Origin of the sequence: Cyclobacterium sp., assembly GCF_014762705.1 — a bacterium.
In the GTDB taxonomy this organism is placed as follows: Bacteria; Bacteroidota; Bacteroidia; order Cytophagales; family Cyclobacteriaceae; genus Cyclobacterium.
On the sequence record NZ_JABURL010000027.1, the window covers coordinates 25,549 to 41,315 of the forward strand.

Consider the following 15,767-nt stretch of genomic DNA (forward strand, 5'->3'; position numbering starts at 1 on the left):
AAAGAATGACTCATCCGAATTCTGGTCCGGCAATCAGGTAATATTTTTCTGGCATGCCGGCGGAAGAATTGGTATGTAAATACATCCTTATCAATTCTCTTTGGATTCTAAAACCTTCCTGTTCCAACCAAGCATTCATCTCTGGTCTATTTGCAGCCATATCCAACACCAATTCCCTTCCCCCCCACTGAATCATGGCCTGTTGCAGAAGTGCCCTGGCTACGGCCTCGTTTTCTGCTATCAGTGGCCCAAGCTGTAAGTAGTTACTGCCTTTTCTGCTCAATAAAAAGCCTTTGACAATCCCTTGCTCCCTGAATAAATATGCTCCCCCGGGAAATGAGGTCCATATATGTCTGAGTACTACTTCCCTATCTGCTCCAAAAACAGCAGCATCAAAGGGAAGGATTTCATTAAAACCGGAAGAATCAAGCTTGTAAACCGACGGGGAAAGGTCACTATTTGTCAAAGCACCACCTGTCTTTCTGATCCACCTGAAAAGTGAATATTCTTTTTTGAATCCCAATTTTTCATACACTGCCTGACCTGCAGGGGTTGCATCTAATTTGATGGTTTGGCAGAAGTTCAGTCTGTGAATCACCTCCCGCATCAATCTTTTACTGATCCCTTTCCTTCTGAATTGTCGATGGACGAGCATCATCCCTATCCATGCCAGTTTGTTTTCAAAAGCAAAAGCCGACACAGTCCCCACTGTTTTTTCTTCCAACCTCGCCACAAGACAAAGATCAGGATGGTGGGTAAGGAACAGCTCCCAGTCTGTTTGGGTTTGGTTCCAGCCCTCTGCCGTTTTTAAATCCATTACAGCCGGCAGGTCTTCTTGCTGCATGGTCCTTAAGTATATTTCCGAATCCATAGCCTTGGGTATTCCTCCAAAGATGTAATATTTACCAGTAAACAGGAAATTTTTAACGGCAGTTGTTAATTTTTTTATATTTTAGAAATTGAATTTTGATTCCTAATTGATAGGCGACAATAAAAACCCAATAACGAATATGGTGAGCAACCTGATAAAACTGGAAATATTAAAAAGGATAAGAAGTACTTCCTTTGCCAGAAGCCTTGCCATTGGGATTTTTGTTTTTTTTATCGGTATTTTCCTTTTGGGTTATCTGTTGCTCCTGGGCCTGGTACTTAACAAGCTCATCAGGGAAGTACTCGGAAAAGATGATGCTGTGGTCTTTATCAACAGTTGCCTGTTGTATTTTTTCTTGTTAGAACTCATTTACCGGTATTTTATACAGCAATTGCCCGTCATCAGCCTGGGCAGTTTTCTGCATCTACCCCTGTCCAAATCCAAAATCATTCATTTCCTCCTTGGTAGCAGCTTCATTTCTCCCCTAAACATTATTTCTTTATTGGTTTTCGGACCTTTTGCACTTATGGAGATCAAACCCATTTATGGTGGATTGCCAGCGGGAATTTGGCTGGCAGCCGTAATTCTTACCAGTTGGTCCATACATTGGTTTATTCTTTGGTTCAAACAGCGATTTGAGGACAGCCTGATAGGCACATTGGCCGTTTTCACTACCCTACTGATCAGCCTTGGGGCCAATTATTTTGGTTTCTATGACCTGGGAGCCTTTTTTGAGCCTGTATTTACTTTTGCCCTGGAAAGTCCCGTACCGATTTTCTTGCTGCTCACCCTATTGATTTTGAGCTACTTTCTTTGTTTCGCCTTTTATCGCCAAAATGCCTATCTGGAAGAACTTAGTGAAAAAGAACACCTGCAGTTTGCCAATAAAAACCTGGGCTTTCTGTCAAAATTCGGGCTTGCGGGAGAAATGGCCAATTTGGAATGGAAACTGATCATCAGACATAAAAAAAGCCGGACATACTTGATGTTATGCCTGGTCTTCCTGTTATACGGGCTTATTTTTTATAACAATCCTGCCTTCCAGTCAACATCCGGCTTTAATCATCAATTTATTTTTGTGGGGACCTTTATCACCGGTATTTTCATGTTACAGTATGGACAGCTTTTTTTGAGTTGGAACTCCCCGGCATTTGATTTCTATGTTCACCAAAAAAATGGTTTGAAGGCACTGGTCAGGGGAAAATACCTTTTGTTTACAGGGATTTCCTTTTTGTGTTTCATCCTGTCCATACCTTATGTGTATTTTGGTTGGAATGTTTTACTGATCCACCTGGCCACCTTTTTGTTCAATATAGGTATCACCATTCACCTGGTCATTTACCTGGCTTTATGGAAACCCAAACCCATGGACCTGAATAAAGGTTCTATGTTCAATTATGAAGGCATGGGTTTGTCACAATTTTTGATGTTCATACCACTGATTGCCGCACCATATGCGGTATTTCTACCTTTTGCCTACCTGTTTGGTGATTATGCAGGCTTGTTGGCCATGAGCATTACAGGAGCTTTTGGATTACTGGTATTTCGAAAGGTTTCGACTTCCATGGCAGAAAAAGTCATTCAAAACAAATATGAAATTTCCTCCGCCTTTCGACAGGAATTATGATAAAAATAAATGGATTGAAGAAAATTTATGGGGAGGCCACGGTGCTTAATATTCCTGAACTGATTATCCCCAAAAGCCAGTGTTTTGGCCTGGTAGGGAATAATGGTGCCGGAAAAACTACGCTATTCCGGATCATGCTGGATTTGGTTCGGGCTACCGAAGGTGTAGTAATGGTAGATGAAGAAGATGTAAGCAAAGGTGAACAGTGGAAAACTAAAGTAGGTGCTTACCTTGACGAAAACATGTTGCTTTCCTACCTCAGTCCTGAGGAATATTTTAATGCCCTACGGAAAATCTATCACCTTTCAGATCAGGATCTGAACCTGCATATGGAAAAATTCACCGATTTCTTCAATGGAGAAATCCTTGGGAGTAAAAAATACATCCGGGACCTTTCCAAAGGGAACATCAAGAAAGTGGGCATTGCGGCAGCCATGCTAGGAAATCCCGAAGCTGTCCTTTTGGATGAGCCATTCGAAAACCTGGATCCCAGTTCACAAATCCGGCTTAAAAAACTTATCCTGAAAGAAAAAGCAGACCATCAGGTCACCTTTCTGATCTCCAGCCATGATCTCAACCATGTCATAGAAATCTGTGACCGGATAGTTTTATTGGAAAAAGGGCAAATGATCAAAGACCTTGATGAAAAGAATAAAATGACGGAGGAATTAAACAGCTATTTCAATGTAGGCTAAAACATCCACGGGAAACCGAAAGTTTATGGATTGATTGAATCCTCCACATGCTAATTTGCTTAAAAATTTAATGATATGAGAAAGCCTTCCAACAGAAGAAATTTTATCAAGAAAACATCTTTGGGTTCATTGGGCGCGCTGCTTGGTGCAAAAATTGTTTATGCCCTTCCCGAAGGATATCTTCCCCTGGCTTTAAACCAGGAAAATGATCCGGGCAAACTTTTTGGAAAACATGAGGAAATGGTGGTCCTGAATGACCAACCTTGGAATGTAGAGGCTCAGGCCCATTTACTCGATGATCCCGTTACCCCGGCAGATAAAATGTTTATCCGGAACAATGGAATAATCCCGGAAGATATAAACGTCAATTCATGGACATTAACCATTAAAGGCGAATCTTCCGGTCAGGAAAAAACCTATTCCCTTCAAGAATTGAAAACAAAATTTAACCCACACAGCTACCAATTGGTTTTGGAATGTGGTGGAAATGGGAGAAGCGAATTCTATCCTCCGGCCGAAGGTAATCAATGGACAGTTGGGGCGGTTTCCTGCGCCAGGTGGACAGGGGTCAGGTTAAGAGATGTACTTCGGGATGTGGGCATCAAAGACAATGCTGTCTATGTCGGATATTATGGCGCGGATACCCACCTCAGCAGGGACCCCAATAAAAACCCGATTTCAAGAGGGATCCCCATAAACAAAGCCATGGAAGACCAGACACTGCTGGCATATGCCATGAATGATCAGGATATCCCCATTGCCCATGGCCATCCCCTGCGCCTGATAGCATCCGGATTCCCAGCCTCCGTTTCCGGGAAGTGGATCCATACCCTGGCAGTAAGAGATAGGGTGCATGATGGAGAAAAAATGGCACCACCCTCCTATTCAGTTCCTTGCGAACCCGTACAGCCGGGGACTAATGTCGCCAATGAAGACATGTGTATCATTGAAAAAATGCCGGTAAAATCCCTGATCACCTATCCAAAATCCGGAGCCATTATCGGGGAAAACCAAAAGTTGACTATTCGTGGGCATGCCTGGACCGGTGCTGGAAATATCAGCGAAATGGAATATTCTATTGATTTCGGAGCTACCTGGAAGCCCTGCAAACTGAAAGCTGCTGTCAATCCCTACGCCTGGCAACGGTTTGAAGCAGCAATCACCTTTCCCCAAAAGGGATACTATGAAGTCTGGGCAAAAGCTACCGATAGCGAGGGAATAAGCCAACCCATGCTTACCCCTGGCTGGAATCCCAAAGGCTACCTTAATAATGCCTGCCACAGGATAGCCATAAAAGTATCTTAAAAACATGCAACATCTACCTAATAATTTAAGATTATTGATTGGCGCAGGCCTTTTGGTGCTGATTCTGATTGGTTTTGGCATTTATTTTCAGTCTTTGCCCGATGTGCCTCCCGCCGATGGAGAAATAAAAAATGCAGATAAGCCCCTTGCCGTAGAAGGGATTGAATCTGACATTCAAAACGGCATACATGAACCAACAGGATTAATTGCCAGTGAAGGTTTGGAACTGGTCATTGCCCACTGTACTGCCTGTCATTCCGCCAAACTGGTCACGCAAAACCGTGCAGACCGGGAAGGATGGGAACAAATGATTCGGTGGATGCAGGAAACCCAAAACCTTTGGGAGTTGGGAGAACAGGAAGAGGCCATACTGGATTACCTGTCAGCAAATTATGCTCCGGTAAAAACGGGTAGACGACCACCTCTTACCAATATAGAATGGTACGAGTTAAAAGACTGATTTAGGGCCTTTCGGCCAAAAATACCTGAATAAACCCTTCAATCTTTTTGTTAAAAGCCAATCTGTTTCCATTGCGTGAATAAGCCAGGGCAAAAGGGGCAGAAACAAACCCAGGACTGATCCTAATCGGAAGTCCAGGACTTCCCTGGCCATCCAATCGATTGAGGTAAATTGCATTGTCACAAACATAGGCAAATTCCCTGATTTCAGGATGCCAGCTCACCATGCTTTGTACATGGCTATCATGAAAACTTACCTGGATAGAATCCCCACCCAGACTGGGTACCAAAAACACCTGAACGATTCCCCTGTCGTCTTTGGCCAGGTAACTCACATAAGTCCCGTCCATAGATGAACTTACCCAGTGTCTGGGTTCCGGGGAGACACCAGGATATTTCCTGTTTTCGGTAAATGTCAACCTTCTCCATCTGGCATCCTTCGGAGGCATTGGCATGGTAGTCAGGGTCCCTTCCAGCGGTCCGTAAATACCGGCTTTATGAATATCCTCTGGTACATCCGCTATAAAAACCTCTGTCAATTTCTTTCCATCCCCATTTAGCAAATCTCCTAAAAAAGCCCTTGAAAGCTGCCAGCTTCCATCTTCTCGCTGATATCCTTTTTTACCAACCCACCAATCGCTATATGCACGGCTGATTTCGTCGCTACCGGGTTTAGGCGCAGCCATCACTTTGACCAATACGACGGAAAACCAACTTCCCTGAATATTTTCCACAGACTGATCCATATCCACCTCTATCACTGGAGCCCGCTTTTTGGACACCCCTACTGTTCTTAAGTCATGTACCTTGCCGGTTTTTTCCTCCAAAGCTACCATCAAGGCATCGTTATAGGTAAAGCCCAACCAGTCTCCATCACCGCTCCACTGATGGCGGTGCGTTCCTCCTCTAAGCGCTCCCGGTGTAAAAGGAGCTGAAACATCCCGGCTATCCATCCAATAAGATCGATTTCCAGCGGATTCATCAACGATCATCCCCAGACGCCTGTGTCCAGCGTAAGGAGTATCCTCATCCGAAAGGGGCAAGCCATGAATGAAAACCACCTGGTTATGGTAAGGATGGTAGCTTACCGCCCCTACTCCGGGGCCATAGGGATTCGGGGATGCTACCTGGTAAATGATTTGGGATTCTCCGTTTTCCACATGTACCTTTTCAATCCTGTCATTCAGGGCTATTCCTGCAGGATCCGGCCGGGTATCGTAAACAATCCACTGATCGTCGGGAGAAAAATTTTGGTTATGGTCCAGTTCATGATTTTGAGGTTTAAATGTCAATTGCCGGATATTCCAAAAATCCTGGGAGTAAGCAGGCTGTATCAGGAGTATCATAAAGTAAGTAAACGCACAAATTTTGAGGAAAGAATGGAGCATTGAGCAAGTTTTATCTGTATTTGTTAAATATACTTCCCAATAGCTCATTTTTACCATTTTTCATCAGCCTAATTGCAATCGGTTTTATAAATCCGATTTTTTTCTGAATATTACCAGTCTTACAATAAATCCGGAAAAATGAAATATAACATTTACTGCTTGATTTTTTTTATTGGTTTCTATTCTGTCTCCCAGGCCCAGGAAATCCAATGGGAGTCCATCGCCCCGGGAATCTGGAAAGGCACAACAGGGATTCCTGAAAGCTATGACCTTTTGTCGGCTGCGGATCCCACTACCAAAATGGCTGCCATAGAAAAATTGGGCGCGGCACCGTTCCCTCTGGATAAAAAAGAGGTTACGGCCAGGCAAAAAGATGGTAAAACCTATTTGAGATTTCCCTTAAAGAGGGAGGAACAGCTTTTTGGATTCGGTTTGAACTTCAAAACGGTCCACCAAAGGGGACGTATATTAAGACTCCATGTAGATCATTACGGAGGAGTCGATAACGGCCGAACCCATGCTCCTGTTCCATTTTATGTTTCTGATCTGGGATATGGAATTTTCATCAACTCCGCCAGGTACCTTGATATTTATGCAGGATCTGCCTCCCGGCTGGACAGCAAAGATCCCGCAATTGCAAGGGATCGCAATACAGATCCGGAATGGACCGCCAGTCCTTATTCAGATGGGGTGGAAATCCTTGTTCCTGCCGGGGGTGTCGAGTTTTACTTGTTTGCAGGCCCTTCTCCCTTAGCAGCTGTACAAAGGTTTAACTTATTCAATGGTGGAGGCCCCTTACCTCCACGCTGGGGTCTGGGATTCACGCAACGCGTTCACCGGCTTTATGACCAGGATGATGTCATCTCGGAAGTAGATGAGTTTGAAAAGAGAGGTTTCCCCCTGGATTTTATAGGTTTGGAACCCGGATGGCTGAGTAAATCCTACCCGAATACCTTTGACTGGGATGCTGGAAGGTTCCCGGATCCGGCAGCATTGGCAGCGACCTTAAGAAAGAAAGGCGTAGGCTTAAATCTTTGGATCAACCCTTATGTTTCACCGGAAGCAGATTTTTATGAGGAGCTAAAACCCTATTATGGAAGCCATACGGTCTGGGCAGGAGCTGTGCCTGATCTGAGCATGGAAAAGGCACGAAACATTTACTGGGGCAAATTTAAAAAAGACCATATTGGTGTTGGAGTGGGTGGATACAAGATCGATGAGGTAGATGGATATGACCGCTGGCTTTGGCCGGATGTAGCTACCTTTCCTTCTGGTCTGGCAGCTGAGCAGCTGCGCCAGACTTATGGATTATTGGTTCAGCAACAGAGCGCCAAACTTTTTCGGGAACAGGATCGCAGAACCTACGGATTGGTGAGGGCCTCGAATGGAGGTGGAGTTTCTTTTCCCTATGTGTTGTACAATGATTATTACAACCACAAGGATTTCATTACAGCCCTCATTAACAGTGGCTATGCGGGGGTATTATGGACCCCCGAAGCAAGGGCCTCCGATACTGCTGAGGAATGGTTGAGAAGATTTCAAACGGTGGTCTTTTCTCCCATGGCCATGATCAATGCCTGGGCAAGCGGCACCAAGCCCTGGACCTACCCTGAGGTGGAAGAAGAAGTAAAAGCCATGGCATTATTGCGCATGCAGATGATGCCTTACTGGTATAGCAGCTTTGCCGAATATCATTTTGAAGGCATGCCTCCATTCCGGGGTATGAACCTGGAACCCGGGTTTGAGGAGAAAATTCTGGTGCAGCGCAGCAATGCAATGGACCTGGAATCCAACCCTTATGAAGAAGCGCTGAAGAAAGAGATCAAAGACCAATACATGGCGGGACCCTCGCTTTTGGTAGCCCCTTTTTTTGCTGGCGAAACCTCACGGGAAGTAATACTGCCAAAAGGGAATTGGTATGATTTCTATGATGGAAGCTACGCCGGTAATGGGGAAATCATTTCCATAACTGCCCGACTGGACCAGATTCCTGTTTTTGTCAAAGAGGGAGGAATTATTCCCATGATGGAGCCTAGATTACATGCGCCTGCTAAAGGGGAATCTTTTGACCTGGAAATAAGGCATTATGGAGTAACTCCCTCCATTTATTTCCTTTACGATGATGATGGGGAGTCCTTCGCCTATGAAAAGGGTGATTTTTCATGGAGGGAAATAAAAGTTGAAAAGGATGGAAGAGGAAAATGGAAAGGGAGTGTTTCTAAAGCAGCAAAGGGAAAGCCTGATCATATTGGTGCCGTCAGCTGGAAATTTATGACCAATCAATAATTTGCATGAAAGGTATTTTTATTGGCGTCCTCACGGGGAAAAACATTGATTTAAAATAACTATATTTAAAGGAATATGTTATCCAATTAGATGTTTGGAGGAAATATTCAATATGTTACTTCATTCTTTTAATCATCCATACCTAGATATAAAATGAAAAGCACGACACATTTCAAAAAAACAAACTTATTTCTTATACTTTTTATCTTAGGGGGATTTACATCCTGCTCCACTAAAATCACCTTTCCGGTTTCAGCAGTGGTACCTGCTGCTGAACCTGCTGCCAAAATCGGAAAAAATAAGGAGGGGGTTTATGAAGTGGAGTTGAATGTTAATAATCTGGCCTTACCCGAGAGGCTATCTCCTCCTAAAAAGCATTATCTGGTTTGGATAGATACGGATCAGGGCATCAAAAAGCTGGGAGAAATGTCCAATAATAGTGGCATGTTCAGGAATAGGGGAAAAGCTGCTTTTGAGGCAACCACCCAATACCGGCCCACAATAATCCTGGTAACAGCTGAAAACGATTTGGAAATAAATTTTCCCGGGAGTCATGTGGTATTGAAAAGCCGTCCTTTTGAAGTGAAATAAAAAACGATTGAAGGGTAAAATGATTATTATGAATTCATTATCAATCTTATTTATAAATTAATTTTCAAAATATTATTCGTACTTTTGCACCTTAATTCAATTACACATGCAGAGTATCCGTAATATTGCGATTATCGCACACGTTGACCATGGGAAAACTACCCTGGTGGACAAAATCATTCACGCCTCAAAAATTTTCAGAGAGAACCAACAATTTGAGGACCTGATCCTGGACAACAACGACCTGGAAAGGGAAAGGGGCATTACCATTCTTTCCAAAAATGTTTCTGTCAGGTATCAGGATATCAAAATTAATATCATAGACACACCTGGTCACGCTGATTTTGGTGGTGAAGTGGAACGGGTTTTGAAAATGGCAGATGGGGTTATATTATTGGTGGATGCCTTTGAAGGTCCCATGCCACAAACCCGTTTTGTTCTGGGAAAAGCGCTGGAATTGGGTCTCACCCCTATTGTAGTCGTCAATAAAGTAGACAAAGAAAACTGCAGGCCTGATGAAGTGCAGGAAGCAGTCTTTGAATTGATGTTTAACCTGGATGCTACCGAGGAGCAGTTGGAATTCCATACCCTTTATGGTTCTGCCAAAAATAACTGGATGGGGCCTGACTGGAAAAACCCAACAGATTCCATTATCCCTCTGCTGGATGCTATTGTAAAATACATTCCAGAACCGAAGATTGAAGAAGGAAGCACCCAAATGCAAATCACCTCTCTGGATTATTCTAACTTTGTGGGCAGGATAGCTATCGGAAGAGTAAAGAGAGGACAGATCATAGAAGGCCAGCAATATTCCCTTTGCAAGGCAGATGGAAGCACCAAAAGAATAAAAGTCAAAGAAGTTCATGTTTTTGAAGGCCTCGGTAAAAACAGAGTTTCTGAGGTGCAACCCGGAGATATTTGTGCCATTACCGGCATTGAGGGCTTTGATATCGGAGATACGGTAGCCGACCTGGAAAAGCCCGAACCCTTACCCAGGATCACTATCGACGAGCCTACCATGAACATGCTTTTCACCATCAACAATTCTCCGTTTTTCGGGAAAGAAGGTAAGTTCGTTACCTCCAGGCACCTGAGGGACAGACTGATGAAGGAAACAGAAAAGAACCTTGCCTTGCGGGTTGAACCCACTGACAGTGAAGATAAATTTCTGGTCTATGGCAGAGGCATTCTTCACTTGTCCGTGCTGATTGAAACCATGCGCAGAGAAGGATACGAAATCCAGGTGGGACAGCCTCAGGTTCTTTACAAAACCGTCAATGGGGAGAAACATGAACCCATTGAAACTTTGGTTGTAGATGTTCCCGATACGGCTGCAGGTAAGGTTATCGAATTGGCTACCCAAAGAAAAGGTGAGCTGTTGGTCATGGAGCCAAAAGGAGATTTACAGCATCTGGAATTCAAAATCCCGTCCAGAGGATTAATTGGATTAAGAAATAATGTACTGACTGCCACCCAGGGTGAAGCCATCATGAATCACCGGTTCTCAGCCTATGAACCATTCAAAGGAGTCATTCCCGGAAGAGTCAATGGATCTTTGATTTCTATGGAAGGTGGTGCATGTACGGCTTATGCCATTGACAAATTACAGGACAGGGGCTTTTTCTTTGTAGATCCGGGAGAGGAGTTGTATGCCGGCCAGGTAATTGGAGAGCATTCCCGTGACAATGACATCGTAGTGAATGTACAAAAAGGAAAACAGCTCACCAATATGCGGGCTTCCGGCTCAGATACAAATACTAAAATTGCGCCAGCCAGAAAATTTTCCCTGGAAGAGGCTATGGAATACATTCAGAAAGATGAATATCTGGAAGTTACTCCAAAAAGTATCCGGATGCGGAAAATACACCTGAACGAGAACGAGAGAAACAAAGCTGCAAAAATGCAGGATGCATAAACTTTCAAAAAGGATGGGATTAATTTTCCATCCTTTTTTTATTTCTTGCTGAACGATTGACCATATTTCCTTAAATTTGGGCTTTGATATGAATTATTGATCCCGATTGGAAACCTTGCCATATTTCCAACTTCGGGTCCCCTACCATATAAATCCAATCATGAAGAAAATTGCAGTATTTACATCAGGAGGAGATTCACCCGGAATGAATGCCTGTATCAGGGCGGTAGTCAGAACAGGTATATACCACGAGATTGATGTTTATGGCATCATGTATGGTTACGACGGAATGATAAATGGAAGCATCAGGAAAATGCAATCCCATTCGGTAAGTAATATCCTACAAAGAGGTGGGACCATACTAAAATCTGCAAGAAGTGAGAATTTCCGAACCAAAGAGGGCCGGAAAAAAGCCTATGAGGAACTCACCAAACATGGGATAGAAGGGTTGGTGGCTATAGGAGGTGATGGCACTTTCACCGGAGCAAAAATATTCTTTGAGGAATACGGCATACCTACTGTGGGATGCCCCGGAACCATAGACAATGATATTTTTGGCACCGACTATACCATAGGTTTTGATACTGCAGTTAATACGGCATTGGAAGCCATCGATAAAATCAGGGATACAGCGGCAGCACATGACCGGATCTTTTTCATAGAAGTAATGGGAAGGGATAGTGGATATATTGCCATAGAATGTGGTATAGGTGGGGGAGCTGAACTGGTCATGGTACCGGAGACAACCACCACCATAGAGGATGTGGTAAAGTCACTCAAAGGACTTAGAAAATCCAAAACTTCAAGTATAGTGGTGGTAGCGGAAGGTGATGAAGAGGGCGGTGCAGCGCAGATTATGGATAGGGTTAAATCCCAGTTTAAAGGGGATGATAAAGAATTTAAAGTCACTACTCTGGGCCATATCCAAAGAGGTGGTAGCCCTACGGCCAAAGACAGAATTTTAGGCAGCAGAAGTGGCATGGCGGCAGTGGAGGGATTGCTAAAAGGCGAATCAAATTGTATGGCAGGAATTATTAACGATCAGGTCGTTTATTCTTCCTTCGAGGAATGTATCAATAAAAGCAAACCCCTGAAAGAAGAATACCTCAGGCTTCAGGAACTGTTAAGTATCTGAAATGGGATTCATACCAATTTTTATTTCCCTGGGGGGTTTTGTGTTCCTGTTTGTAATTCTGGTGCATTACAACCTGTTACAAAAAAGAAAAAACATGCAAACAGCCTTGCAGCAAATCTCAGGGCTTATGGGTGATTTAGGCATGGGTAAGACAGATGAACACCAGAATTCTTTCCCTGTTATTGATCTTTCAAAGGCGGAACGACTGTTCAGGGAAATGCGGAATTCGCCACGGACTGCTAATGATCCTGAGCGTACCAACCTTCTTGAAGAAAAGATTCTTCAGGCAAAACGGATAAGGTATGAATACAATAAGCTGCTTAAAACCAAGCCTTATTCCTTTGTGGCTAAACTTCTGGGTCACCGGGACATTTGAACCAATATCCAGGACAGGATGTCAGTAAATGATTGGGGGTGAAACCAAACATAGTCCGGATCCCTTCGCAGCCAGGTCAACTGCCGCTTGGCATATCTTCGGGAGTTTCTTTTCAGCAATCTGATAGCTTCTTCCCTATCATATTCTCTATCCAAATACCCAAATATTTCTTTATAGCCTACCGTCTGAAGTGCATTCAATTCCCGATGAGGATACAATTGAGCCGCTTCTTCAAAAAGGCCATTTCGGATCATTTCATCCATCCTTTGGTCTATCCTTGCATAAAGCTCTTTTCTGTCCCTGCTAAGTGCTATTTTTAAGGCCCTGAATGGTCTTGACTTTTTACTTTTTTTCCTAAATCGACTGAAAGGTTTACCGGTGCTCAGACATACCTCCAGGGCCCTGATCAGTCGCTGAGGGTTATTGAGATCCACCTGATGAAAATATTCCGGATCCAGGTCCAATAACCTATTTTGCAGCGCAGGCAAGCCGCCGTTCCGGTATTTGAGATTTAGCTCTTCCCTGATCTGCTGGTCTGTTTCTGGCATCTCATCCAGCCCATCTACCACTGCATCGATATACAAACCTGAGCCACCAGTCATGATGAGCAAATCCTGATCTATGAAGAGCTTTTCAATTAAATGAAGCGCATCTTTTTCAAAAGCTTTAACATCATAAGGATCGTGAATGGACTTGTTATCAATAAAAAAATGGGGTACTTTTTTCAAATCCTCTGTACCCGGTTTTGCAGTACCTACATTCATTTCCCGAAAAAATTGTCTACTATCCGAGGAAATAATAGAAGTATTAAATTTTTTGGCTAAATTTATGCACAAATCAGTTTTGCCTACAGCAGTTGGACCGGCGACGACTAAAAGAATTTTGTTGATGGGAGTCAAATTTTGTGAAACCTAGAATAGAATCCCGAAGTTAAGGAATTTCAGCCATGAAAAACAAAAAAGTCCTGATCGTAGATGACAATGCACTGAACCGCAGGGTTTTCGAAAATGTAATCGGACACAACTATTTTTTTGAATCTGCCTCTGATGGCATGGAGGCCATTGAGATGCTCAAAACAAAAAAGTATGACATTGTTTTGATGGACATACAGATGCCCAGGCTGGATGGAATCTCCTGTCTCAAAATAATTAAAGAAGAAGAAATCACCAATATCCCCATCATTGCCATTTCCGCCTATTCCAATCAGGGTGATCGGGAATATTTTTTATCTACCGGGTTTGATGATTTTATTGCCAAACCGGTGAAACCAAAAGACCTTTTGGAAACCATCCATTTCCATTTGCAACCAGGCCTTCAGAAAACCGATACTTCAGAAAATGATTCCAATGAAGAAGTCAATCTCAATGAATCTGTCATTCAACAGTTATTAAAATACCATAACCTGGATAACATAAAATCAGTCTATCATGACTTTTTAGAAGAAGCGGAAAGCCTGACTGAAGAAATAAAAAAATTGGCAGATTTGGAAAAATTTGAGGAAATTGGAGAAAAACTTCACATATTGAAGGGTAATTCAGGAACTTTGGGGGTAAATGTGATCCACAAAGTCACTTCCAATTTTGAAAAAAAAATCAAGCAATTGGAACATAACGAATTATACAAGGAAATTAGAAAGTTGGAAGAGGGATTAAAAACCTACCAAAAGCTTATTGAAAACGATAAAATATTTGCAAAATATGAGTGAATCCAAAAAAGTACTGGTAGCGGAAGACAGCTCTGTGATCATCAATTTAACAAAAAACGTTCTGTTATTTGAAAACTTTCATATAACAGCTGTTAAAAATGGGAAACAGGTACTGGATAAGTTGGAAAATGAGGACTTTGACCTGATACTGATGGATATCAATATGCCTGTGATGGATGGCATTGCCTGTACCAAAGCCATCCGTAAACTTCCTGATGCAAAAAAATCAGGAATCCCGATCATTGCCATCACAGGGAATTATAAAAATTTCACCCTTGATGATTTCAAAAAAGCAGGTCTTGATGACTATGTTCAAAAGCCTTTGGATTATGATTTACTGCTTTCTACAGTAAAAAAGCATCTTTTCAAGTAATAAAATGCCCATCAAGTATACCAAAAACTATTTGGACAAATTGGAAAATATTTTTGCTGCCTCTGAATATCACCTTAGGTATGAAAAAGGCAATTTTAAATCAGGTTATTGTATTCTAAAAGACACTAAGATCGTTATCATCAATAAGTATTTCACCTTGGAGGGCAAAATAAATGCTTTGCTGGAAATCTTAAAAACGCTTGATTTTAACCCTCAGTCTTTTGAAAACCAGAAACAACAAGATTTTCTGATTGAACTTAAACAAACTGAATTGAAGCTTTGAACATAACATTTTTAGGGACTGGAACTTCTCAAGGTGTGCCTGTCATTGGTTGCAATTGCGAGGTCTGCCGGTCTTTGGATTTCCGGGACAAACGATTGAGGACATCCCTTCACATTGAAGATCAGGGTACAAGTATCGTCATAGATACAGGTCCGGATTTCAGATTGCAAATGCTCCATAATTCCATAAACAGGCTTGATGCGGTGGTATACACTCATGAGCACAAAGACCATACTGCAGGTCTGGACGATATCAGGCCATTCAATTTCAAGCAGCAAACAGACATCCCCTTATTTGGCACTACTCAGGTACTGAATCAGATCAAATCAGAATTTGCTTATATTTTTGCGAAAAACAAATATCCCGGGATACCCAGGGTGATGATGCATGAAGTCAACAACCTCCCCTTTGATGTGATGGGTATCACTTTCACCCCAATTCAGGTCATGCATCACAAATTACCGGTTTTCGGGTTTAGGATAGGTGACTTTACCTATATTACTGATGCCAATTACATCTCACCCGAGGAGATTGAAAAAGTCAAAGGGACAAAAATATTGGTTCTGAATGCTTTGCAAATTAAACCACATATTTCACACTTTACTTTGGAGGAGGCCCTTGCTTTCATAGAAGAAATCAATCCGGAAAGCGCCTACCTGACTCATATTAGCCATAAGTTGGGCCTGCATCAAAAGGTTCAAACCAACCTGCCTGAAAATGTAGCCCTGGCTTTTGACGGCTTACAAATCAGCACCTGA

At 42.7% G+C, this 15,767-nt stretch carries 16 protein-coding genes; 13 read left to right on the forward strand and 3 right to left on the reverse strand.

What is annotated here, in order from left to right:
- Positions 1 to 10 precede the first annotated feature (10 nt).
- The gene (locus HUJ21_RS04365; RefSeq protein ID WP_291367663.1) at positions 11 to 871 is read right to left on the reverse strand and encodes a GNAT family N-acetyltransferase; all 861 of its coding nucleotides are present in this window, start codon (positions 869 to 871) and stop codon (positions 11 to 13) included.
- 139 nt (positions 872 to 1,010) lie between these two features.
- Here HUJ21_RS04365 and HUJ21_RS04370 point away from each other — a divergent pair, with 139 nt between their 5' ends.
- From HUJ21_RS04370 to HUJ21_RS04385, 4 genes are all read left to right on the forward strand, one after another.
- Positions 1,011 to 2,498: a DUF5687 family protein gene (locus HUJ21_RS04370; protein WP_291367665.1), complete on the forward strand. Its 1,488-nt coding sequence runs from the start codon at positions 1,011 to 1,013 to the stop codon at positions 2,496 to 2,498.
- The gene (locus HUJ21_RS04375) at positions 2,495 to 3,193 is read left to right on the forward strand and encodes an ABC transporter ATP-binding protein (RefSeq protein ID WP_291367667.1); all 699 of its coding nucleotides are present in this window, start codon (positions 2,495 to 2,497) and stop codon (positions 3,191 to 3,193) included. The genes HUJ21_RS04370 and HUJ21_RS04375 overlap by 4 nt, the downstream gene beginning before the upstream one ends.
- Positions 3,194 to 3,268: 75 nt before the next feature.
- Positions 3,269 to 4,498 (forward strand): sulfite oxidase, encoded by a 1,230-nt coding sequence (locus tag HUJ21_RS04380; protein WP_291367669.1) that lies wholly within the window; start codon positions 3,269 to 3,271, stop codon positions 4,496 to 4,498.
- Between the two features lie 4 nt (positions 4,499 to 4,502).
- Entirely contained in the window at positions 4,503 to 4,958 is a 456-nt protein-coding gene (locus HUJ21_RS04385) for a hypothetical protein (protein WP_291367671.1), read from the forward strand.
- 1 nt (position 4,959) lies between these two features.
- On the opposite strand, the gene HUJ21_RS04390 is transcribed toward HUJ21_RS04385, so the two are convergent.
- A complete protein-coding gene (locus HUJ21_RS04390) occupies positions 4,960 to 6,345 on the reverse strand; it encodes a DUF3748 domain-containing protein (protein WP_291367673.1) in 1,386 nt (461 codons plus the stop codon).
- Between the two features lie 138 nt (positions 6,346 to 6,483).
- On the opposite strand from HUJ21_RS04390, the gene HUJ21_RS04395 reads away from it, so the two are divergent.
- From HUJ21_RS04395 to HUJ21_RS04415, 5 genes are all read left to right on the forward strand, one after another.
- Positions 6,484 to 8,631, forward strand: coding sequence for a TIM-barrel domain-containing protein (locus HUJ21_RS04395; protein WP_291367675.1), 2,148 nt, complete (start codon positions 6,484 to 6,486; stop codon positions 8,629 to 8,631).
- Positions 8,632 to 8,784: 153 nt separating this feature from the next.
- Entirely contained in the window at positions 8,785 to 9,222 is a 438-nt protein-coding gene (locus HUJ21_RS04400; RefSeq protein WP_291367677.1) for a hypothetical protein, read from the forward strand.
- Positions 9,223 to 9,328: 106 nt separating this feature from the next.
- Positions 9,329 to 11,137: a translational GTPase TypA gene (gene typA / locus HUJ21_RS04405; RefSeq protein WP_291367679.1), complete on the forward strand. Its 1,809-nt coding sequence runs from the start codon at positions 9,329 to 9,331 to the stop codon at positions 11,135 to 11,137.
- Between the two features lie 160 nt (positions 11,138 to 11,297).
- The gene (gene pfkA / locus HUJ21_RS04410) at positions 11,298 to 12,272 is read left to right on the forward strand and encodes a 6-phosphofructokinase (protein ID WP_291367681.1); all 975 of its coding nucleotides are present in this window, start codon (positions 11,298 to 11,300) and stop codon (positions 12,270 to 12,272) included.
- A 1-nt stretch (position 12,273) separates the two neighbouring features.
- Positions 12,274 to 12,648 (forward strand): hypothetical protein, encoded by a 375-nt coding sequence (locus tag HUJ21_RS04415; protein WP_291367683.1) that lies wholly within the window; start codon positions 12,274 to 12,276, stop codon positions 12,646 to 12,648.
- On the opposite strand, the gene miaA is transcribed toward HUJ21_RS04415, so the two are convergent.
- A complete protein-coding gene (gene miaA / locus HUJ21_RS04420; RefSeq protein WP_291367685.1) occupies positions 12,633 to 13,547 on the reverse strand; it encodes a tRNA (adenosine(37)-N6)-dimethylallyltransferase MiaA in 915 nt (304 codons plus the stop codon). The genes HUJ21_RS04415 and miaA overlap by 16 nt on opposite strands.
- 47 nt (positions 13,548 to 13,594) lie before the next feature.
- Between miaA and HUJ21_RS04425 the strand changes: the two genes are divergently transcribed.
- From HUJ21_RS04425 to HUJ21_RS04440, 4 genes are read left to right on the forward strand one after another with little or no spacing between them, the layout of a single operon-like run.
- The gene (locus HUJ21_RS04425) at positions 13,595 to 14,353 is read left to right on the forward strand and encodes a hybrid sensor histidine kinase/response regulator (RefSeq protein WP_291367687.1); all 759 of its coding nucleotides are present in this window, start codon (positions 13,595 to 13,597) and stop codon (positions 14,351 to 14,353) included.
- A complete protein-coding gene (locus tag HUJ21_RS04430) occupies positions 14,346 to 14,726 on the forward strand; it encodes a response regulator (RefSeq protein WP_166142870.1) in 381 nt (126 codons plus the stop codon). The genes HUJ21_RS04425 and HUJ21_RS04430 overlap by 8 nt, the downstream gene beginning before the upstream one ends.
- Before the next feature lie 4 nt (positions 14,727 to 14,730).
- Positions 14,731 to 15,009: a hypothetical protein gene (locus HUJ21_RS04435; protein ID WP_166142868.1), complete on the forward strand. Its 279-nt coding sequence runs from the start codon at positions 14,731 to 14,733 to the stop codon at positions 15,007 to 15,009.
- Entirely contained in the window at positions 15,006 to 15,767 is a 762-nt protein-coding gene (locus HUJ21_RS04440) for an MBL fold metallo-hydrolase (protein ID WP_291367691.1), read from the forward strand. The genes HUJ21_RS04435 and HUJ21_RS04440 overlap by 4 nt, the downstream gene beginning before the upstream one ends.